Annotated in this window: 18 protein-coding genes and 1 rRNA gene; 2 read left to right on the top strand and 17 right to left on the bottom strand. The window is 44.1% G+C overall.

Going from position 1 to position 19,850, the window contains the following annotated elements:
- Positions 1 to 62 precede the first annotated feature (62 nt).
- From NST62_RS11920 to NST62_RS11935, 4 genes are all read right to left on the bottom strand, one after another.
- Positions 63 to 758, bottom strand: coding sequence for a heptaprenylglyceryl phosphate synthase (locus NST62_RS11920; RefSeq protein WP_141603112.1), 696 nt, complete (start codon positions 756 to 758; stop codon positions 63 to 65).
- Positions 759 to 926: 168 nt separating this feature from the next.
- Complete coding sequence (locus tag NST62_RS11925) at positions 927 to 1,244, bottom strand: YerC/YecD family TrpR-related protein (protein ID WP_141603113.1); 318 nt, start codon at positions 1,242 to 1,244, stop codon at positions 927 to 929.
- 13 nt (positions 1,245 to 1,257) lie between these two features.
- A complete protein-coding gene (locus NST62_RS11930) occupies positions 1,258 to 2,307 on the bottom strand; it encodes a DUF3048 domain-containing protein (RefSeq protein WP_141603114.1) in 1,050 nt (349 codons plus the stop codon).
- Between the two features lie 18 nt (positions 2,308 to 2,325).
- The gene (locus NST62_RS11935) at positions 2,326 to 4,059 is read right to left on the bottom strand and encodes an adenine deaminase C-terminal domain-containing protein (protein WP_141603115.1); all 1,734 of its coding nucleotides are present in this window, start codon (positions 4,057 to 4,059) and stop codon (positions 2,326 to 2,328) included.
- A gap of 160 nt (positions 4,060 to 4,219) precedes the next feature.
- Here NST62_RS11935 and NST62_RS11940 point away from each other — a divergent pair, with 160 nt between their 5' ends.
- Positions 4,220 to 4,717: a YgaP-like transmembrane domain gene (locus NST62_RS11940; RefSeq protein WP_181733292.1), complete on the top strand. Its 498-nt coding sequence runs from the start codon at positions 4,220 to 4,222 to the stop codon at positions 4,715 to 4,717.
- Between the two features lie 71 nt (positions 4,718 to 4,788).
- Here the strand turns inward: NST62_RS11940 and purD are convergent, their stop codons facing one another.
- The 12 genes from purD to purE all read right to left on the bottom strand — a co-directional run bounded on the left by purD (position 4,789) and on the right by purE (position 17,642).
- A complete protein-coding gene (gene purD, locus NST62_RS11945; RefSeq protein WP_342462927.1) occupies positions 4,789 to 6,045 on the bottom strand; it encodes a phosphoribosylamine--glycine ligase in 1,257 nt (418 codons plus the stop codon).
- 133 nt (positions 6,046 to 6,178) lie between these two features.
- Positions 6,179 to 7,705 (bottom strand): bifunctional phosphoribosylaminoimidazolecarboxamide formyltransferase/IMP cyclohydrolase, encoded by a 1,527-nt coding sequence (gene purH, locus NST62_RS11950; RefSeq protein WP_342462928.1) that lies wholly within the window; start codon positions 7,703 to 7,705, stop codon positions 6,179 to 6,181.
- Positions 7,706 to 7,776: 71 nt separating this feature from the next.
- A complete protein-coding gene (gene purN / locus NST62_RS11955) occupies positions 7,777 to 8,343 on the bottom strand; it encodes a phosphoribosylglycinamide formyltransferase (RefSeq protein WP_141603119.1) in 567 nt (188 codons plus the stop codon).
- A complete protein-coding gene (gene purM / locus NST62_RS11960) occupies positions 8,340 to 9,398 on the bottom strand; it encodes a phosphoribosylformylglycinamidine cyclo-ligase (RefSeq protein ID WP_141603120.1) in 1,059 nt (352 codons plus the stop codon). The genes purN and purM overlap by 4 nt, the downstream gene beginning before the upstream one ends.
- Positions 9,399 to 9,410: 12 nt before the next feature.
- Entirely contained in the window at positions 9,411 to 10,835 is a 1,425-nt protein-coding gene (purF, locus tag NST62_RS11965; RefSeq protein ID WP_141603121.1) for an amidophosphoribosyltransferase, read from the bottom strand.
- Complete coding sequence (purL, locus tag NST62_RS11970; protein WP_141603122.1) at positions 10,811 to 13,036, bottom strand: phosphoribosylformylglycinamidine synthase subunit PurL; 2,226 nt, start codon at positions 13,034 to 13,036, stop codon at positions 10,811 to 10,813. Before purL ends, purF begins: the two co-directional genes overlap by 25 nt.
- On the bottom strand, positions 13,029 to 13,706 hold the full coding sequence (gene purQ, locus NST62_RS11975) for a phosphoribosylformylglycinamidine synthase subunit PurQ (protein ID WP_141603123.1): 678 nt from the start codon (positions 13,704 to 13,706) through the stop codon (positions 13,029 to 13,031). The genes purL and purQ overlap by 8 nt, the downstream gene beginning before the upstream one ends.
- Before the next feature lie 2 nt (positions 13,707 to 13,708).
- Positions 13,709 to 13,957, bottom strand: a complete 249-nt coding sequence (purS, locus tag NST62_RS11980; RefSeq protein WP_141603124.1) for a phosphoribosylformylglycinamidine synthase subunit PurS — start codon at positions 13,955 to 13,957, stop codon at positions 13,709 to 13,711.
- Between the two features lies 1 nt (position 13,958).
- Positions 13,959 to 14,669 (bottom strand): phosphoribosylaminoimidazolesuccinocarboxamide synthase, encoded by a 711-nt coding sequence (gene purC / locus NST62_RS11985; RefSeq protein ID WP_141603125.1) that lies wholly within the window; start codon positions 14,667 to 14,669, stop codon positions 13,959 to 13,961.
- 47 nt (positions 14,670 to 14,716) lie between these two features.
- Positions 14,717 to 16,015 carry an adenylosuccinate lyase gene (gene purB, locus NST62_RS11990; protein ID WP_141603126.1) on the bottom strand — a complete coding sequence of 433 codons (1,299 nt, stop codon included), beginning with the start codon at positions 16,013 to 16,015 and terminating at the stop codon, positions 14,717 to 14,719.
- Between the two features lie 17 nt (positions 16,016 to 16,032).
- Positions 16,033 to 17,157 carry a 5-(carboxyamino)imidazole ribonucleotide synthase gene (gene purK / locus NST62_RS11995; protein ID WP_328216004.1) on the bottom strand — a complete coding sequence of 375 codons (1,125 nt, stop codon included), beginning with the start codon at positions 17,155 to 17,157 and terminating at the stop codon, positions 16,033 to 16,035.
- On the bottom strand, positions 17,154 to 17,642 hold the full coding sequence (gene purE / locus NST62_RS12000) for a 5-(carboxyamino)imidazole ribonucleotide mutase (RefSeq protein ID WP_141603128.1): 489 nt from the start codon (positions 17,640 to 17,642) through the stop codon (positions 17,154 to 17,156). Before purE ends, purK begins: the two co-directional genes overlap by 4 nt.
- A 683-nt stretch (positions 17,643 to 18,325) precedes the next feature.
- On the opposite strand from purE, the gene NST62_RS12005 reads away from it, so the two are divergent.
- Positions 18,326 to 19,342: a S66 peptidase family protein gene (locus NST62_RS12005; protein WP_141603129.1), complete on the top strand. Its 1,017-nt coding sequence runs from the start codon at positions 18,326 to 18,328 to the stop codon at positions 19,340 to 19,342.
- 352 nt (positions 19,343 to 19,694) lie between these two features.
- Here NST62_RS12005 and rrf read toward each other — a convergent pair.
- Positions 19,695 to 19,810: ribosomal RNA gene (rrf, locus tag NST62_RS12010) — 5S ribosomal RNA — on the bottom strand.
- Positions 19,811 to 19,850 lie beyond the last annotated feature (40 nt).

Genomic DNA, 19,850 nt, shown 5'->3' on the forward strand with positions numbered 1-19,850 from the left:
GTGCACCTCTCTATACCAAACATTTGTTCTATTATACTATAACACTATTATTTTCGCATCGGTTATTTGGACGCGACACTTTTTACCGCTTCCACCGTTTTCAATGCCTCATTCAAGTCTTCATAAATCACATTCCCGACAATGACGGTATCGGCAAATTGGGCCATCTCTTTGGCCTGTTCAGCAGTGCGGATGCCGCCTCCATAAAATAGCCGGGTTTCATTCAATACTTCCTTCACCGCCGAAACGATTTCAACGTCCCCATAAGTACCGCTGTATTCGACATAAAAAATGGGAAGTTTAAAATAATTTTCCGCAAGCCTTGCATAGGCCACGACGTCTTCCTTTGTCAAATCCGCGTCCGCTTCGGTGGCTTTCGCCGCTTTGCAATCAGGATTCAATATGCAGTAGCCTTCCGCAATCAGTTCGTCCCACACCATAATATCTCCATAATCCTTTACGGCCTGGTGATGCAAATCTTTTACCCATTTTGTGTCCGTGCTGTTTAAAACCGTCGGAATCAAATAATAGTCAAAACCGGGCGTAACGGCTTCAAGCGACGAAATTTCCAATGCGACCGGCACGGCGAATCTTCTGATTCGCGCGAGTTTCTCGAGCACATTGTCCAAAGTGACCCCATCCGTGCCGCCCACCAAAATGACATCCGTGCCGGATTCGCACACTTTTTCCAAATCTTCGTCCGAAATTTCTTTTGCCGGATCGATCTTGAATGCATGTCTCCAATTTCTAAAATCCATAAAGGTCTCACCTGTCTCTTATCGTATTCTGTGCTTATTTTAGTATATCCCAAAGTAGATTTTACCGAAAATCACAATCTTTTGTTGTATCAAATGTCTGTTTTAAAAACCGGTCACAAAAAAATTGCCTTATGCACTTCAACATGCATAAGACAACCGTCATCTCATTCATTTTTTCGGTTCATAAGGCTTCTCATCCGGATAGAGCCGGCTCAACATTTCCTCGTAGGCGTCGTTGCCATAATCAAAGCAGCGGCGCACACGGGAAATCGTTGCAGTGGAGGCCCCTGTTTCCTTTTTAATTGTTTCATAAGTTTTTTTCAACCGCAAAAGATGGGCTACTTCAAATCGTTGGGCCATTGACTGAATTTCGCTGATGGTGCATAAATCATCAAAAAATCTATAACATTCTTCTAGGTCTCTTAATTCCAGAATTGCTCTGAAGAGTTGATCTGTTTGAGGACCACGAATTTTGTCAACCTGCATTTTCTCCATCCTTTCAACTAGCCTGGTCTGATGTATATGTGACAGATGCGGCAATTCCCGGATTTGAAGGGATAAAATGAATCCAAGTCTTTCCTGGAACAAGTTTCGCTTTGCTTCCGTCGCTTTCAACCGCCGTTAAAACGCCATCGATATTCTCCCATCGCACTTCTCTCATCATTCCTTGCTGGAAGAGATAAGCCCTTCCTCCCGAGTAAATGTCTATATCACGGCGTCCCTGGCTGTCAATCACTTTGTGAGCCATTTCAAACACCAGCACATTGGATACTTTCACCGGCTCTCCCGTCAATAAATCCGTTGTAACCGTTCCAGCAGATGAGCGCTTATACGTATTGCTGGCCGGATCATAGGCATAATTGCTGTTAAAGTTTTCATTTCTGCCATAACGGACCTGGATTTGATCCGCTTTTTCGCCTATTTTAACATTTTCATCTTCTTTATAATAAGTATACGATACTTTTTTCTGATAGAGAAGTGAAGCGTTCACTTTTTCAGCGGCAGCTTCCAAATATTCGGTGATAAAATAGGAGTTGTGCGGCGCCACCCGATCTTTGGAACGTTTGAAATAAGAACCATCATAGTACATGCCGTTAATGTTATCAACCATTCCGCTCTGCAGCATCCTCTTGGCTTCCGGACTGAAGCCGTGCGCAATATAAAAGGCATCAAGGCCCTTTGCGATTTCAACGAAGTAGGACCGGGCGCTCCGGATTGGACCGATTTTTTCAGGGATTTCGGATTGGTATAATGCCAAAAATCTTGTCACGCCGCCTTCCGCGAGCATTTCATAAACCACATCCGCGCTGGAAATGCCCGATTGAGGACGGGCGGCAGGATGATTATTAATAGTGGCAAGAATGGGCCTCATGGTGATTTCTTCCGGCACCATTTCACCTGTAAATGGCGTTGGATACAGCACTTTCTTTTCTTCTTCAACCGGCTTCACCGGTTCCTCGGTATCCTCCACAGTTTTTTCTTTTTTTCCGCATGCCGCAAGAAGCAAAATGCAGGAGACAATTAAAATCAACATTTTTTTTGAAAACATGTTTCCTCATCCTTTCAACTAGCGCATCACCGAAGGAATGATGACTTCTTTGTTCATGACATCAAAAATTCCTTTTTGGGTGATGCGGATATATGGTAAATGGATCGATTCCAAGAAGAACAAAGTATAAATCGCATCTTTATGCTTATATCCTCTTTCGCCCAGTGCCGCTTTCAACGCAGACTCTTTTTCAATCAGCTCGTCCATGCTCCCTAAGTAGAAAGTGCCCGAGCCGGCTAAAGGAAGCGACACAACGGCTTGTCCGTTTTCTACGAGAACAATTCCTCCCTTCATCTTCTTCAGTTCTTCAAACGCGTGTTGCATATCACGTTTCTTTTTTCCGATCAAAATAATGTCGCCCGTTATCGAGTATGAGGATGCAAACCCCATCACATCCGTTGCGAAGCCTTTCAATATGGCATTTATGCGCCATTTGCCATTTTTATCAATAAGAATTAAAAAACTTTCATCGGAACCTGGCGGAAGCTCGGTTTTGAACACCTGAGAGCTGGAAGAATAAGGTTTTGTAATGACATCATTGATCAGTTCAATTCCGATCGGCGTCGATAGTTGGAAATCTTCATCCTTTAAATCAAAAGAAAGTTCAAGAGGCGGATAATACCGGTTCCAATCGGTATTTGAAAAAGCTTGTACTCTTTTTCCTTCCTTTTTCAGCCAGATTCCTTTCGATAAAACGGATTCCGGATTTGGATGGTATTCATCTTTCAAAATATTCAGCGTCGCAAATCGCCCTGTAGCAATTATGCCATGTAAATGGGATAAATTGTAATATCTGGCAATATTGTATGAGGCCATGTTGTAAGCATCAATCGGATCCACTCCGGCTTCAAGGGCCTTTTCTATGCATAGATTCATCACGCCATCGCGGTGAAAACTCGGTGTCGAGCCGTCTGTCGTCAACATTATATGATCAAATATATTCAACTTTTTTTCTATTATTGCTTTTAAAAGATTGGGAAGATCCGGACGGATGGATGAATATCTCAACGTAACCCCGTAGCCATGTTCAATCCGCTTTTCCACATCCTCTATCGTCATCGCTTCATGGTCGCCATCGGCTCCAAGAAGTTTCATTCTCGCAAGCGTTTTTTCCGACGCGCCCGGAAAATGCCCTTCAATTTTCTTGCCTTTTTTCTTGGATGATTGGATCCAGTAAAGCATTTGGTCGTCGCCGCGCAATAGACGGGGCCATCCTGTCAATTCCCCGCCAAGCAAAACATCATCCCTTTCCATCCATTCAAAAATGGATTTGTTTGTAAAAAGCTGCTCCTCTTCTGCAAGCTCGGTTTGCGAGTCGTATCTTGTCCACCAATAAAAAGAAAAAGGCAATGCTTTCAATCCTTCCATAATTGAAAACGCTTTCTTTCTTGGGAGATGTACAGCAAAATGCAAATTGTCGCTGATGAACATCGTCGTGCCAAATTGTGCCGCATAATCCGCAAACGACTCCGGATTATAAAGTTGAAAGGGATGAACATGCGGTTCGATATAACCTGGTACTACCGTCTTTCCTTCTAAATCGATTACCTCTGTCCCGTCCAGATTTACCGGCATCTCCTTTCCGGCATACACAATCCGGCCCCCAAAAATCCATATATTTCCGTATTTCCACTGTTTTAACATGCTATGTATGTATCGGGCATTTTTTAAAACAATTGTTGGCGCTTTTTTTCCTTCGACCACCGCAACCTGATCACGGATTTCCTGTATTTTCCATATTGAAGGTGGCATATGTTACACACCCTTCTATCATTTATTTGTTTATTTGCATCTGTTCCGCACATACTAACAGTGCTGAAAGGCAGCATCGCTTGTTTTTATCGTAACACAGCACTTTATTAAATTAAAGTGCGTACATTTTTCAAATTTATGAGCAAAGGAGTTGATTATTTTGTTGGAAGAAAACATTTCTGAAAAAAGCGCTTTTGTCCGTCTTGTATTAGGGATCGGCTTAACAGCCTGCGGAATCAGCCAATTGGTGAAAGAAAACGGAAACAGAATGTTAGGAACCCTGACCGTTACTGCCGGGGCGTTAAAAATTGCGGAGGGGCTCTTTTTGTATTGCCCTGCCAAAGCATTGTTTAACAGAAATTTAAAGGATGCGGTTACCACTTCCATCCAGGAATTCGTCGATGGCGACAGCTTAATGTCTGCCTTCAATTCCAGATATAGCGGAGCAAACAGTCAACAATCCCACCATTCCGGCCATAGCGGCACAAGCAATCAACAATCCCAATCGCAAAACTCCAATGGAGACGAAGCGGATCTTTTGCAAACGGTAGCCAACGTAGCCGGGGCGGTCACAAGCACTACAACAGCCGGAACTGCTGCAAAACAAGCCGCCAACACCATCCAAGCCGTTGCCGGCAGTCAGAATAAATCAAGATAGCACCTCGTGTTAATGTTTATAAAAAAGCACAAACCATTTTCATTTTGGTTTGTGCTTTTTTAATTAAAACATTATTTAAACGTTCTCCAGCCGATATCTTTTCGGTAGAAGAAGCGATTCCAGGAATATTTTCCAATAGCCTCATATACTTTTTCCTGTGCTTCTTTTAACGTTTTGGCTTTGGCCGCCACCAACAGCACACGTCCGCCATTACCGACATATTGTCCGTCTTTCCATTTTGTTCCGGCATGATAGACTTCCAACTCTTTGCTGAGTTCTTCCAGGTTTGGAAGAGGGTTTCCTTTTTCAACCGCTCCAGGATAACCTTCCGCGGCAATGACAACCCCGAGCATCGCCTCGTCAGACCATTGCAAGTCGAAATCTTCGCCTTCCATTAACGCCTTCATAAATTGTCCAAAATCGGATGTCATGCGCGGAAGCACCACTTGCGTTTCCGGATCGCCGAAGCGGGCATTGAATTCGATGACTTTTGGCCCTTCTTTTGTCAGGATCAGCCCGGCATATAAAACGCCCGTAAAGGAGGCGCCTTCCTGCTCCATCGCTTTTACGGTCGGCTCAATGATTTCTTTGTATGCCCGATCCACCATCTCTTGAGGAATTTGCGGAACAGGAGAATAAGCTCCCATGCCGCCCGTATTCGGACCTTTGTCGCCATCGTAGGCGCGTTTATGATCCTGGGCGATGACCATTGGATAAATTTTTCCTTTATGCACAAAAGACATGAAGGAAAATTCTTCGCCTTCCAAATAGTCCTCAATAACCACTTTTGATGATGATTCGCCAAAGCGCTGATTGCCAATCATGTCCGTTACGGCATCAATGGCTTCCTGTTCTGTCATCGCCACTACTACGCCTTTTCCGGCTGCAAGGCCGTCCGCTTTAATCACGATTGGAGCGCCTTTTTCCTTGATGTAGTCAATTGCTTTATCCACTTCCGTAAATGTTTCGTAAGTTGCTGTCGGGATGTTGTACTTTTTCATCAGTTGTTTTGCAAAAGATTTGCTGCTTTCAATTTGTGCCGCTTTTTTTGTCGGTCCAAAAATCGTTAATCCTTCCTCTTGGAAATAATCGACAATCCCCGCGGCAAGAGGTTGTTCCGGTCCAACAAAAGTTAAATCAATTTGCTGTTCTTTCGCAAACTTTGCCAGATTTTCAAAATCCAATACATCAATCGGCACCAGTTCCGCACAATCGCGCATTCCATCATTTCCGGGCGCCACGTACACTTTTTCAACAATCGGAGAAATGCTGAATTTCTTTGCGATGGCATGCTCGCGTCCGCCGCTTCCGACAACTAAAACTTTCATATGGTCCCCTCCAATAGAATCAAGACTTTTTTCGGTTGTATTGCCGTGTCTATTCAACCAATTTCGATGAAGCTTTGAAAAATCCTTGCTTACTTTAGAAAAGACGGCTGCAGACCGAGCCGTCTTTTATTCATTAATGTTTGAAATGTCTTACTCCGGTAAATACCATCGCGATGCCCGCTTTGTTCGCCGCATCGATGGAATCCTGGTCGCGGATGGATCCGCCAGGTTGAATAATTGCCGTAATTCCTGCTTTAATGGCTTCTTCCACTGTGTCAGGCATCGGGAAGAAGGCGTCAGATGCCAATACAGCCCCTTTTGCCTTTTCTCCGGCCTGTTCCAAAGCAATTCGCGCAGCGCCGACACGATTCATCTGACCTGCGCCGATTCCCAATGTCATCTCTTTATTGTTTACCACAATGGCATTGGATTTCACGTGTTTTACCACTTTCCAGCCAAGTTTTAAAGCTTCCCATTCCTCTTCTGTCGGTTCGCGGTCAGTCACCACTTTGATGTCTGCGTCTTCAAAACCGTACGTATCATCATCTTGTACGAGCAGACCGCCTTCTACGGAAACCACTTTGAACGGATCTTTTTTCTGTTGTGAGAAGTCGATTGTCAATAAGCGGATGTTTTTCTTCTTCGTCAAAATTTCCAATGCTTCTTCCGTAAATGAAGGCGCAATAATGATTTCCAAGAAGATTTTGCTTAATTTTTCCGCCGTTGCCGCATCGACTTCACGGTTTAATGCAACAATTCCTCCAAAAATGGAAACCGGATCGGCTTCGTATGCTTTATCAAAAGCTTCTTCAATTGTGCTTCCTACTCCGACGCCGCAAGGATTCATATGTTTTACCGCCACTGCTGCCGGCTCTTTGAATTCTTTCACGATTTGAAGGGCCGCATTTCCATCCTGGATGTTGTTATAGGATAGTTCTTTTCCATGCAATTGAGTGGTATAAGCAAGGGAGAAATCGGATCCTAAACGTTTTTTATAGAATGCGGCTTTTTGGTGAGGGTTTTCACCATAGCGCAAAGTTTGCTTTAATTCGTAAGTGAGCGTCAATGTTTCAGGGAACTGTTCCTCTGTTAAATAGTTCGAAATGTACGCATCATAGCTTGCTGTATGACGGAACACTTTCGCAGCAAGTTTTTTGCGCGTTTCAAAGGATGTGGCACCGTTTGCTTTCAATTCGTCAAGAACCGTTTGATAGTCGTTGCTGTCCACAATCACTGTCACATATTTGTGGTTTTTCGCAGCCGCACGCAACATCGTCGGACCGCCGATATCGATGTTTTCAATCGCTTCTTCATATGTCACATCCGGTTTTGAGATGGTTTCAACAAATGGATATAGGTTGACACAAACAATTTCTATCGGTTCAATGCCATGTTCTTTCATTTGTGCCTGATGGGAAGGATCGTCGAATTTTCCGAGCAGCCCCCCGTGAATCATCGGATTTAACGTTTTTACCCGTCCATCAAGGATTTCAGGGAATTTCGTTACTTCATCCACGCCTGTCACAGGTACGTCATTTTCTTGAAGCAATTTTTTTGTACCGCCTGTAGATAAAATTTCATACCCTAATGCAACCAATTCTTTTGCGAATTCAACAATTCCTTCTTTGTTTGATACACTAATGAGCGCACGTTTTGCCACCGTCAAAGCCCCCAATTTTTATTTTGTTTGGAATGAGCATGGGAAAAGCACTCCCGCTTTTCCCCGATTGTTTATCGTTCAAATAATTGTTTTAACGTATTTGGATAGAGTTCATGTTCCACTTGATGGATGCGTTCTTCCGTTGCTTCCCGGTCGCCTTCCACGACTTCCACAGCTTTTTGTGCAATAATTGGACCGGTATCCATCCCTTCATCTACATAGTGGACAGTGACGCCGGTCACTTTCACCCCGTGACGAAGCGCCTGTCCAATCGCATCCTTTCCAGGAAAAGCCGGCAAAAGAGATGGGTGAATATTCACAATTTTATTCGGATACTTCGATAGGAGGGTTTCGCCGACAAGCCGCATATAGCCGGCCAGCACAATCCATTCCACTTCTTTTTCTTCCAATATTTTTGCGATTTCGGTTTCATATGCGGCTTTTGACTCGTAATTTTTCGGCGAGAAAGAGAAAACCGGGATTCCGAATTTTTCCGCCCGTTTTACCACATATGCTTCCGGTTTATCCGTTACGAGGATTTCGATCTTTGCATCCAATTCTCCGCGTTCAATGGCTTCTTGGATCGCCTGAAAATTTGTTCCGCTTCCTGAAGCAAACACCGCTATTTTTGTTGTCATTCGCTCAAGCTCCCATCATGATCGCCTTCAAAGATGACTCCTTCACCTTTTACGACACGGCCGATTTTATAAGCTTTTTCTCCATGTTTTTCCGCGATTTCCACCACTTTGTCCGCATCTTCTGCAGAAACGGACAGCACAAAGCCGATTCCCATATTGAACACATTGTATAAATCCCGATCCGCCAGGGAACCTTTGTCCTTCAGGAATTCAAAAATGCGCGGAATTTCCCATGTTCCTAAATGGATTTCTGTTGCGAGACCTTCAGGCATCATGCGCGGCAAGTTTTCGTAAAATCCTCCGCCCGTGATGTGGGCCATGCCGTGCACATCCACTTGCTTCAATATGTCAAGCACCGGTTTTGCGTAAATTTTCGTCGGTGTCAGAAGCGCATCGCCAATCGGCCCTAAATCTTCGTATCCATCAATGATCTCATCATATTGATAGCCGCATTCGTTAAATACGATTTTGCGGACAAGGGAGTAGCCGTTGGAATGCACTCCGCTTGAAGCAAGCCCGACAAGCACATCGCCTTCAACGATTTTTTCGCCCGTCACCACATCGGATTTTTCGCAGGCACCAACCGCAAAACCGGCAATATCGTATTCATCCTCGTCATACAGGCCGGGCATTTCGGCCGTTTCCCCGCCGATTAATGCAGCGCCCGCCTGCACACAGCCGTCCGCAACGCCGCTGACAATTTTCTCGATTTTCGCCGGATTGGCTTTTCCGACCGCTATATAATCCAGGAAGTACAGCGGCTCTGCTCCTTGGGCAACAATATCGTTCACGCACATTGCCACGCAATCGATTCCGACCGTGTTATGTTTATCCGCCATAAATGCCAATTTCAATTTTGTCCCGACACCATCTGTACCGGAAATGAGCACCGGTTCTTTATAATTTAATGAAGATAAATCGAACATGCCGCCGAAGCTGCCAAACGCTCCCATGACGCCTTTCCGCTTCGTTCTTTCGACATGGGCTTTCATGCGTTTTACAGCTTCATAACCCGCTTCGATATTTACCCCCGCTTGTTCGTATGCCTTCGACATGATTCTTCCTCCTTAACGTGAAAGTTCTTTTAAATGCGGCAAGACAGTGTCCGGGAAAATTTCAGTTGGATATTTGCCGGTAAAGCATGCCATGCAAAGACCGCCATTTTCATCGTCAAAAGGTCTTGATACGGCTTCGACCAATCCCTCTGGCGACAAAAATGTCAAGGAATCCGCACCGATTGCTTCCCGGATTTCTTCTACCGTTCTTCCGGCTGCAATTAATTCTTCATCCGATGAAATATCAATCCCATAGAAACAAGGATTGGAAATTGGAGGAGAAGTGATGGCCACATGCACTTCTTTGGCCCCGGCTTCTTTTAACATTTTCACGATACGGCGCGAAGTCGTTCCTCTGACGATGGAGTCATCCACCATGACGACCCGTTTCCCGCGCACTACTTGAACGACCGGAGATAATTTCATTTTCACTCCGCGTTCACGCAATTCCTGTGTCGGTTGGATAAACGTTCTGCCGACATAGCGGTTTTTGATTAATCCCATTTCGTAAGGAATTCCGATTTCTTCGGCAAACCCGATGGCAGCGGAGATGGAAGAGTCCGGAACTCCCGTCACAACGTCCGCGTCAATGTGCCCCATTTCTTTGGCCAATTGTTTACCCATCCGTTTACGGGCCATATGAATGTTGACATGGTCGATATTGGAATCAGGACGGGCAAAATAGATATATTCCATTGCGCACATTGCCCGTTGTTCCATTGGGGCATAGCGGTCTTCTTCAATGCCGTCGTCCGAAATGATGACAATTTCTCCAGGCTGAACTTCCCGGATAAATTCTGCGCCGATCAGGTCAAAAGCGCATGTTTCGGATGAAGCCACCCATGCGTCTCCCAATTTGCCGATGGAAAGCGGGCGCAAACCGTTGCGGTCACGGGCAAGCAGCATTTTATCTCTCGTCAGGATGATGACGGAAAAGGCGCCTTTCAATAGCGAAAGAGCTTCTTTTACTTGCTCAATAAAACGAGGCTTTTTGCTTTTTTTGATCAGATGCACAATGACTTCTGTATCCGAAGTTGAATGGAAAATGCTGCCCGAACGTTCCAGATGTTGCTTCAAATGATTGGCATTGACCAAATTTCCGTTATGAGCTACGGCCATTGTACCAGTGGAAGAACGGAATAATAACGGTTGTACGTTATCAATTCCCCCTCCTCCGGCCGTTGTATAACGAACATGGGCAATGGCCGATTTTCCTGTCAGGCTGTTTAATTTTTCTTCATTAAAGACCTCATTTACAAGACCTTCACCTTTTACGGATTTGAAGTACTGGCCGTCCGTTGAGACGATGCCAGCACCTTCTTGTCCGCGGTGTTGCAATGCATGCAGGCCGTAATAACTCAATTTGGCAGCTTGATCATGCCCCCATATCCCAAATACTCCACATTCTTCGTTTAAGCCTCTGATTTCAGCAAGCATGGGATAGCTCCTTTCCAAGCACTGTAAAATTCTTCGACTGTTCCTTCAATCAATACGCCGGATTCTCCTTCGATTGTAATTTTTCCGTCGTTTGTTACGACACCGATTTTCTTCGCTTCCGGTATCATGTTTTCAAATGCTTGGGCGTTCTCTTCTTTTACTGTCACGATGAAGCGTGATTGAGATTCGCTGAATAAAGCTGTCACGGGCGAACCTTCCAATTTCACATGGATTCCAAGGCCGCTTTCATTAAATGTTTTTTCGGCCAACGCAACGGCTACGCCACCTTCAGCCACATCGTGGGCAGATTGTACAAGTCCTGCGCGAATTGCGGAAAGCAGCGCTTTTTGACGCGACGCTTCCGTTTCCAAATCGATGGATGGCGCTTTGCCAAAGATTTTTCCGTACACTAATTTTTGGAGCTCGGATCCGCCGAATTCCGTTTTTGTCTCACCCAGCAAATATACAATGTCTCCGGATTGTTTTACGTATTGCGTTGTTACATGGGATAAGTCTTTTACAAGTCCAACCATGCCGATTGTCGGCGTCGGATATACCGCCTGGCCGGAATGTTCATTATATAGGGATACGTTTCCGCTGATGACCGGTGTTTCCAAAGCGGTGCAAGCCGCTGAAATTCCGTCCGCACTCTTTTCCAGCTGCCAGAAGATTTCAGGTTTTTCCGGATTACCGAAATTCAGGCAGTCTGTAATGGCCAATGGTTCGCCGCCGGATGCCACTATGTTGCGGGCAGCTTCTGCAACTGCAATTTTTCCTCCTGTTTCAGGATCCAGGTAAATGTATCGGGAGTTGCAGTCAGCTGTCATAGCAAGGCCTTTATTTGTTCCACGGATGCGCAATACTGCCGCATCGGAACCAGGTGTTACCACCGTATTCGTACGCACCTGATAGTCGAATTGGTCGTAAACCCATTCTTTAGAGGCGATTGTCGGCGCTTGCAGCAATTTCAGGAATGTTTCCTTCAGGTCGGCAACTTCCGGTTCCGTATTCTCCATTGCCTGAAATTCTCTGAAATATTCAGGTTCTTTGGATGGTTTATGGTAAACCGGGGCATCTTTTGCCAACGCATCGGCAGGAACTTCCGCCACCACTTTGCCTTTATGGATGAGTCTTAGCATTTTATCATCTGTTACCCGGCCGATCGCTACCGCATCCAAACCGTATTTTTCAAAGATTTTTTGCACTTCTTCTTCGCGGCCTTTTTTCACGACCAAAAGCATCCGTTCCTGGGACTCGGATAACATCATCTCATAAGCCGTCATTCCCGTTTCGCGCTGAGGAACCAAATCCAGATTCATTTCAATGCCTGATCCGGCTTTTGATGCCATCTCGGAAGAAGAAGACGTAAGACCAGCAGCACCCATATCCTGGATTCCGACAAGTGCATCGGATTTTACTACTTCCAAGCATGCTTCAAGGAGAAGCTTTTCCATGAACGGGTCTCCCACTTGAACGGCCGGCCGTTTTTCTTCGGATTCCTCGCTCAATTCCTCAGATGCAAAGGTTGCACCGTGGATACCGTCACGGCCTGTTTTGGCTCCCACATACATCACTGTGTTTCCTACGCCTGCAGCCACGCCTTTTTGGATATCTTTATGGTCGATCAAACCTACACACATGGCGTTGACCAAAGGATTCCCTTCATAGCATGGATCGAATTGCACTTCCCCGCCGACTGTCGGGATTCCGATACAGTTCCCATATCCGGCAATCCCTGCAACGACCTCTTCAAATAAGTACTTCACCCGTGGTGACTTCAATTCGCCGAAGCGCAAAGAGTTTAGAAGCGCAACAGGACGGGCGCCCATGGAGAAAACGTCGCGGATAATTCCGCCAACCCCTGTTGCCGCGCCCTGGTAAGGTTCAATCGCTGAAGGGTGGTTATGGGATTCCATTTTGAATACCACTGCTTGTCCGTCGTCGATGTCCACGATCCCGGCGCCTTCACCAGGGCCTTGCAATACGCGGGGTCCTTTTGTCGGGAATTTGCGCAACACCGGTTTTGAATTTTTATATGAACAGTGTTCAGACCACATTACAGAGAACAAACCTGTTTCTGTCCAGTTTGGAAGGCGACCTAGTATTTTCTCGATCATCGCAAACTCTTCATCACTTAACCCCATGTCGCGGTAAAGCTTTTGTTCCTTAATTTGCTCTGCTGTTGGTTCATAATTAGACATGTGTTTCCCTCCACTGTTTCACAATTGATTTAAATAACGCCAGTCCGTCAGCACTTCCAAGTAATGCATCCACCGCGCGCTCCGGGTGAGGCATCATGCCAAGTACATTGCCCCGTTCGTTCACAATGCCTGCAATGTTTTCCAAGCTTCCGTTCGGGTTTTCTCCCGCATATGTGAAAACGATTTGATTGTTTTCTTTTAATTTTTTCAATGTTTCTTCGTCACAATAGTAATTTCCTTCGCCGTGGGCAATCGGAATATGAATGATTTGTCCTTGATCGTATTGATTCGTGAACATTGTTTGATTGTTTTCAACTTTCAACGGAACCGTACGGCAAATGAACTTTAAGTTTTTATTGCGAAGTAATGCGCCAGGAAGGAGGCCAGCTTCCGTCAAAATTTGGAACCCGTTGCAAACTCCTAAAATCGGTTTTCCTTCTTCAGCTGCTTCCTTTACCGCTTTCATCACATTGGACTGGCTTGCCATGGCGCCGCAGCGCAAGTAATCCCCATAGGAGAACCCGCCAGGAATTAAAATGGCGTCAAATCCGCTTAAATCGGTTGCATCATGCCATACGAATTCCACCTCTTCGCCCAATTCGTCCTTAATGGCATGATACATATCAACATCACAGTTCGAACCTGGGAAAACGAGTACAGCAAATTTCATAATCAGTTAGCCTCCTCGATTTCAAAGCGATAATCCTCAATTACAGTGTTCGCAAGCAGCTTTTCGCACATTTCTTTTACCATTTCGTTGAGATCGCGGTCAGTGTCATTAATCAACAATTCCAAATATTTACCTATGCGGACATCTTCCACTTCTTTGTATCCCATGTTTACCAAAGAACCTTTTACGGCTGATCCTTGCGGGTCTAAAACACTTTCACGCAAAGTAACATAAATTTTAACTTTCTTCATTTCAATTTCCTCCAAGTCTTGAAAGTATAATCTGATATACATCTATTAGATTTCCAAGATCCCGTCTAAACACGTCTTTATCAAGTTTGGTTTTCGTTTCTGCATCCCAAAGCCGGCAAGTATCCGGCGAAATTTCGTCGGCAAGCAGGATGTTCCCGTCCTTGTCGCGGCCGAATTCCAATTTGAAATCAACCAAAATAATGCCGATTTCATCAAAAATTTTCCGCAATGCTTCGTTAACCTTCAATGCCTGATCCGTAATCGTTTGAACTTCTTCTTTTGTGGCGAGACCCAGAATCTCAATGTGATCATTATTGATTAACGGGTCTTTTAAATCATCGTTTTTATAATAGAACTCGACGATCGGCCGTTTTAATGGCGTACCTTCTTCTATGCCGAGCCGCTCTGCAAAGCTTCCGGCGGCAATATTGCGGACAACCACTTCAAGCGGGATAATGTCCACTTTTTTCACGAGCTGTTCGTTTTCTGATACCCTTTGAATAAAATGGGACTCAATCCCTTGCTGTTTTAATCGTTCAAAAATGAGGGTGGAAATTTTGTTGTTCAATATTCCTTTTCCCTCAATCTCCGCTTTTTTTAGTCCATTAAAGGCAGTGGCGCTGTTTTTGTATTCGACAAACAACACATCTTCCTGGTCTGTGGCATATAAACGTTTTGCTTTTCCTTCATATAAGAGTGCGCCTTTTTGCATACCCGTTCCCCCAGTATTTCAGATTGTAAAAAGTTTTGTAAATCGAATTAATCATTTAAACCTAGGCGGTCAAAAATATAATCGACATTTTTCAAATGCCAATGGTAATCGAAGCAATCATCAATTTCTTCTTTCGTCAGAAGCGAACTGATTTTCTCATCCGCTTCAACAAGCGGACGGAACGGTATTTGCTCGTCCCATGCTCTGGCAGTAAGCGGTTGAACCGTATCATACGCTTCTTCTCGGGATAGGCCTTTATCAATCAGTTTTAATAGAACGCGCTGTGAATAAATCAGGCCGAATGTGGCTTCCATGTTGCGTTTCATATTTTCTGGGAACACGGTCAAGTTTTTCACAATGTTAGTGAAACGGTTCAACATGTAGTTAAGTGCTATCGTCGTATCAGGAATAATGATCCGTTCCGCTGATGAATGGGAAATATCCCGTTCATGCCACAAAGGAATATTTTCATAAGCTGTAACAACATGTCCGCGTACGACGCGGGCAATTCCAGCCATATTTTCCGAACCGATCGGGTTGCGTTTATGAGGCATCGCCGAAGAACCTTTTTGCCCCTTTGCAAATCCTTCTTCCACTTCGCGGACTTCGGATTTTTGCAATCCGCGGATTTCCGTTGCGAATTTTTCGATGGATGTCGCAATTAGAGCCAATGTTGCGATGTATTCTGCGTGGCGGTCCCGCTGTAAAGTCTGTGTTGAAATCGGCGCAGGGGTGAGGCCTAATTTTTCACAAACATACTTTTCTACAAACGGATCGATATTGGCGTAAGTGCCGACAGCACCTGAAATTTTTCCTGTTTCAATCGTTTTTGCCGCTCTTTCGAAACGTTCTTGATTTCGCAGCATTTCTTCGCGCCACAAGGCAAGCTTTAAGCCGAATGTCGTCGGTTCCGCATGAACGCCATGTGTGCGGCCCATCATCACGGTATATTTATGTTCTTTTGCCTTTTCCGTTAATACATCAATGAAATTTTGGATATCTTTTCTCAAAATGTTGTTGGCTTGTTTAATTAAGTAAGAAAGGGCCGTATCCACAACATCCGTTGAAGTGAGGCCGTAGTGCACCCATTTTTTCTCGTCTCCGAGGGACTCGGAAACGGCGCGGGTAAACGCCACTACGTCGTGTTTTGTAACTTGTTCGATTTCATAAATCCGGTTGATTTCGAATTTTGCGTTTTGGCGCAGCTTCACTACGTCTTCCTTCGGTATCACACCAAGCTCTGACCAGGCTTCGCAGGCCAAAAGCTCCACTTCTAGCCATGCTTTGAATTTGTTTTCTTCCGTCCAAATTGCTCCCATTTCTGGTCGTGTATAACGTTCAATCATTTCTGAATCTCCTTTTCTTATTTTGACCAAATTCCAGAATCTTCAATTTCCTTTAATGTTGCGTCGATATCGTCTGTCAAAATGGTTACATGTCCCATTTTTCTGTTCACTTTCGCCTCTTTTTTTCCATAAATGTGGATAGACCAATCCGGATATTTTGTAATCGAATTGATCAACGGCGCCACATGTTGACCCAAAACGTTCACCATCACGGCAGGGGAATGCAGTTTCGGTTTGCGCAGCGGCCAACCGGCAATGGCACGGACATGCTGCGCGAATTGGGAAATATTGCACGCTTCAATAGAATAGTGGCCGGAATTATGAGGTCTTGGCGCCAATTCATTTATGATGATTTGCCCATCTTTCAGCACGAACATTTCTACCGCCAATGTTCCGATTAATTTCAAATGCTCTGCAATTTTCAGTGCGGCTTCTTCCGCCAGTTTCTTTGTTTCATCGGAAATCCGGGCCGGTACAATGGTTTCATGCAAAATGTGATTGACATGAATATTTTCCCCGACAGGCAAACAATATGTCTCGCCATTTCCGTTTCTCTGAATAATTACAGAAATTTCCTTCTCAAAAGGAACAAATCCTTCCACAACACATTGCGAGTGCTTGAATAACTCCTTGGCCAACGGTAAATCTTCTTTTGAATCAAGCTTCTGCTGCCCTTTTCCGTCATAACCAAAACGCGCAGTTTTAACAATGCATGGATAGCCGATTTGGTCAACATTTTCTACAAGTTCCTCATAGTTGTTGCAAACAATGTAGGGTGCCACTGGGCAACCCGCTTTTACTATCGCATCTTTTTCTGTCACGCGGTTTTGAGTGATGCGGATGATTTCAGCCCCCTGAGGAACATAAGCAATCTCGGTTAATTTTTTTAGTCCTTCATAATCAATGTTTTCAAATTCGAACGTGATAACATCGCTCACTTCGGCCAATTCTTCCAGCGCGGCTTCATCGTCATAAGGTGCCACAATTTGAATATCCGCAACTTGTCCGCATGGCGAATCCATTGTCGGATCAAGCACGGCAATTTTAAAGCCTGCTTCTTTTGCGCTGAGCGCCATCATCCGGCCCAATTGTCCGCCGCCGATGATGCCGATTGTTTGACCGGGGTAAATTGTTTTTGTCACTTCAAGTCACCTGAACTTTCTAACACTTTTTGTTTTAATTGTTCTCGTCTTGCTTCCAATTTTTCTGCGATTTCTTTATCTGTAATCGATAAGATTTGCGCCGCCAACAGCCCTGCATTGGTAGCGCCCGCTTTCCCAATCGCAACTGTGGCAACAGGAACTCCTCCCGGCATTTGCACAATGGAAAGCAATGAATCAAGCCCGTTCAATGCTCTTGATTGCACCGGTACACCGATGACCGGCAAAGTCGTTTTACTTGCAACCATTCCCGGCAAATGAGCAGCTCCCCCTGCTCCCGCGATGATTACTTGGATGCCCCGCGAACGGGCAGTTTCAGCATATTCAAACATTAGATCGGGCGTACGATGTGCGGATACCACTCGTTTTTCATACGGAATTTCCAATTCATCCAAGATGTCGCAAGCATGTTTCATCGTTTCCCAATCGCTGGAACTTCCCATAATGACGCCAATTTTAGGATTCATCCAAAACGCTCCTTTTATATGATTATTTTTCCTGAATATTCACTATATTTCCGAATAAAAAAACCTCAAATAGCCCGCCTTCGCTACACGTCAGAAAGCAGAGTACTTGAGGGCATAGCAATAGGAGGCTGTCTTATATTTTCAGCTTTTTCTCACCCAAGATATTATTTTCCGCATAATCCGACATTTACACGGCAGAGAAGAAAAATAAAGCATATTCTTAAACCCTTAATGGGACTTTTCCTTTGTTCATTGTAACAAGGGTAAAAGAGAAAATCAACGATGAAATGCGAACAATTATTTTTAATATTTTTTAAATGTTCGTATTTAAGGCCGTTTTCTATTTTTATACCTAAGTAATTTAGCCCCCAATTGAACTTAATGGCGAAAATCTGTTACTAGACCAATTAACCGTTGATGGCCTCCTTTTTTCAATCTTTTTACTGTTCTTTTAAACATTGCTAATACAATTCCACTCCAAAATTTATCCATATTTCGACATTTCTTCAATGGAATGCAGTCCCCATGAATGATTATTGGCCTTTATAAATAGTATGTTTTATTAATTATTTACCCTAATATTATTCATCTGATTGTTTATTAACTAATATCTTCGTATAGTGTAAATTATTAGTATTAACTTAACGACCTTAACATTTCTTGATAAAGCGAGGTTTATTTTTATGATTAAACCAAAGTTATTAAAACCGGGGGATACTATCGGAATCATCTCCACCTCTTCTCCAGTCGCCGCAGCTTGCCCTAATAGATTTCAAAGAGGAATTTCCGAATTAGAGAGAATGGGCTTTAAGGTGAAAGTGGGAAAAAATGCTCTGAAGCGCATTGGACATTTGGCAGGAACCGTTGAGGAACGATTAGAGGATTTACATGAAATGTTTCAAGATCAAGAAGTTAAAGCGATTATCAATACAATCGGCGGTTACAATTCGCACCAACTTTTAGAATACATCGATTATGATCTTGTAAAACAAAATCCAAAAATCATATTGGGGTACAGTGATTTCACTGCGATTTTATTGGCGATTCATAAAAAATCTGAACTAATCACTTTTATGGGGCCGGCGCTATTGCCCCAATTTGGGGAATATGGCGGAATGTTGGAATACACCAAAACTATATTCGAAGCTGTTTTAATGACCCAAAATGATGAGTTGCTCATTCCTCCCAGCAAATATTGGACAAGTGAATTTTTAGCCTGGGATAAAGAGGATATACGGCCGCGGCAACTTATTAAAAATGATGGTCCTCTTATTATTAAAGAAGGAAGAGCAAGGGGAAAAATTTTGGCCGGCAACATGGGAACAATGTTGCTGTTAGCAGGAACGGAATTTCTCCCATCCTTTGACAACAAAGTACTGTTTTTAGAAGAAGATGAACAAGAAAATCCTGGCACTATCGATCGTTATTTAACTCAATTACGGCATATGGGGGTTTTTGAAAAAATCAATGGAATTGTGGTCGGACGTTTTCATCCAAAAGTGGAATTTTCGCAAGATTATACATTTGTAGACATCATTTGCCAAGCTACGAAAGGATATGATTTTCCAATTGTGTACAATGTTGATTTTGGACATACGGATCCAATGATGACCATTCCAAACGGTATTGATGTAAAGGTTGAAGCTTCTAACAATAACGTCACCATTTTATTCCGCGAAAACCCGGTACAGGCGAGTTGAAAGGCGTAGTTAACTTCCTTCCGTGTTCCACATTCGTCAGTTTAATTAAAAAGAATGGCAAAGTATTTCATAACGGATTCTTAAATTTTTAAGCCTTTGACATTCCAATGAGAGATTGTCAAGGGTTTTGTGTAATGCAGGGCTAATTATAACTTTTTCAGTGCTGCCTTTGTGAAGCGCGCGTCTATCTCTCGCAGGGAATGCCCCCACTCCCGGCGCTGGCTCCGAAGCCTGTTGCTGATTTGAATTTCCTCATCTTTTTTGCCTGCTTCATTATCTTATCGGACAGGCTTTCAGTTCTTGATATTTATTATTAAACAAAAAAGCACCACTTTTTCAGTGGTGCCTTCTTGCGAAGCGACGTCCTACTCTCGCAGGGGGAAGCCCCCAACTACCATCGGCGCTGAAGAGCTTAACTTCCGTGTTCGGTATGGGAACGGGTGTGACCTCTTCGCCATCGTCACTTCACAATATGAGGGTTGTTCCCTCAAAACTGGATAACGGCATC

Source organism: Ureibacillus sp. FSL K6-8385 (assembly GCF_038593155.1).
In the GTDB taxonomy this organism is placed as follows: Bacteria; Bacillota; Bacilli; order Bacillales_A; family Planococcaceae; genus Ureibacillus; species Ureibacillus terrenus.

Excerpts from the sequence above, each read along its gene's own strand:
- purN (WP_141603119.1), bottom strand. The coding sequence starts at position 8,343 with ATGACAACAAAAATAGCGGTGTTTGCTTCAGGAAGCGGAACAAATTTT.
- purE (WP_141603128.1), bottom strand. The coding sequence starts at position 17,642 with ATGAATCCTAAAATTGGCGTCATTATGGGAAGTTCCAGCGATTGGGAA.
- NST62_RS11935 (WP_141603115.1), bottom strand. The coding sequence starts at position 4,059 with ATGCCACCTTCAATATGGAAAATACAGGAAATCCGTGATCAGGTTGCG.
- NST62_RS11930 (WP_141603114.1), bottom strand. The coding sequence starts at position 2,307 with ATGTTTTCAAAAAAAATGTTGATTTTAATTGTCTCCTGCATTTTGCTT.
- purL (WP_141603122.1), bottom strand. The coding sequence starts at position 13,036 with ATGTCTAATTATGAACCAACAGCAGAGCAAATTAAGGAACAAAAGCTT.
- purM (WP_141603120.1), bottom strand. The coding sequence starts at position 9,398 with ATGTCGAAGGCATACGAACAAGCGGGGGTAAATATCGAAGCGGGTTAT.
- purS (WP_141603124.1), bottom strand. The coding sequence starts at position 13,957 with ATGAAGAAAGTTAAAATTTATGTTACTTTGCGTGAAAGTGTTTTAGAC.
- NST62_RS12005 (WP_141603129.1), top strand. The coding sequence starts at position 18,326 with ATGATTAAACCAAAGTTATTAAAACCGGGGGATACTATCGGAATCATC.
- purF (WP_141603121.1), bottom strand. The coding sequence starts at position 10,835 with ATGCTTGCTGAAATCAGAGGCTTAAACGAAGAATGTGGAGTATTTGGG.
- purQ (WP_141603123.1), bottom strand. The coding sequence starts at position 13,706 with ATGAAATTTGCTGTACTCGTTTTCCCAGGTTCGAACTGTGATGTTGAT.
- NST62_RS11925 (WP_141603113.1), bottom strand. The coding sequence starts at position 1,244 with ATGCAGGTTGACAAAATTCGTGGTCCTCAAACAGATCAACTCTTCAGA.
- purC (WP_141603125.1), bottom strand. The coding sequence starts at position 14,669 with ATGCAAAAAGGCGCACTCTTATATGAAGGAAAAGCAAAACGTTTATAT.
- purB (WP_141603126.1), bottom strand. The coding sequence starts at position 16,015 with ATGATTGAACGTTATACACGACCAGAAATGGGAGCAATTTGGACGGAA.
- NST62_RS11920 (WP_141603112.1), bottom strand. The coding sequence starts at position 758 with ATGGATTTTAGAAATTGGAGACATGCATTCAAGATCGATCCGGCAAAA.
- purD (WP_342462927.1), bottom strand. The coding sequence starts at position 6,045 with ATGAAAGTTTTAGTTGTCGGAAGCGGCGGACGCGAGCATGCCATCGCA.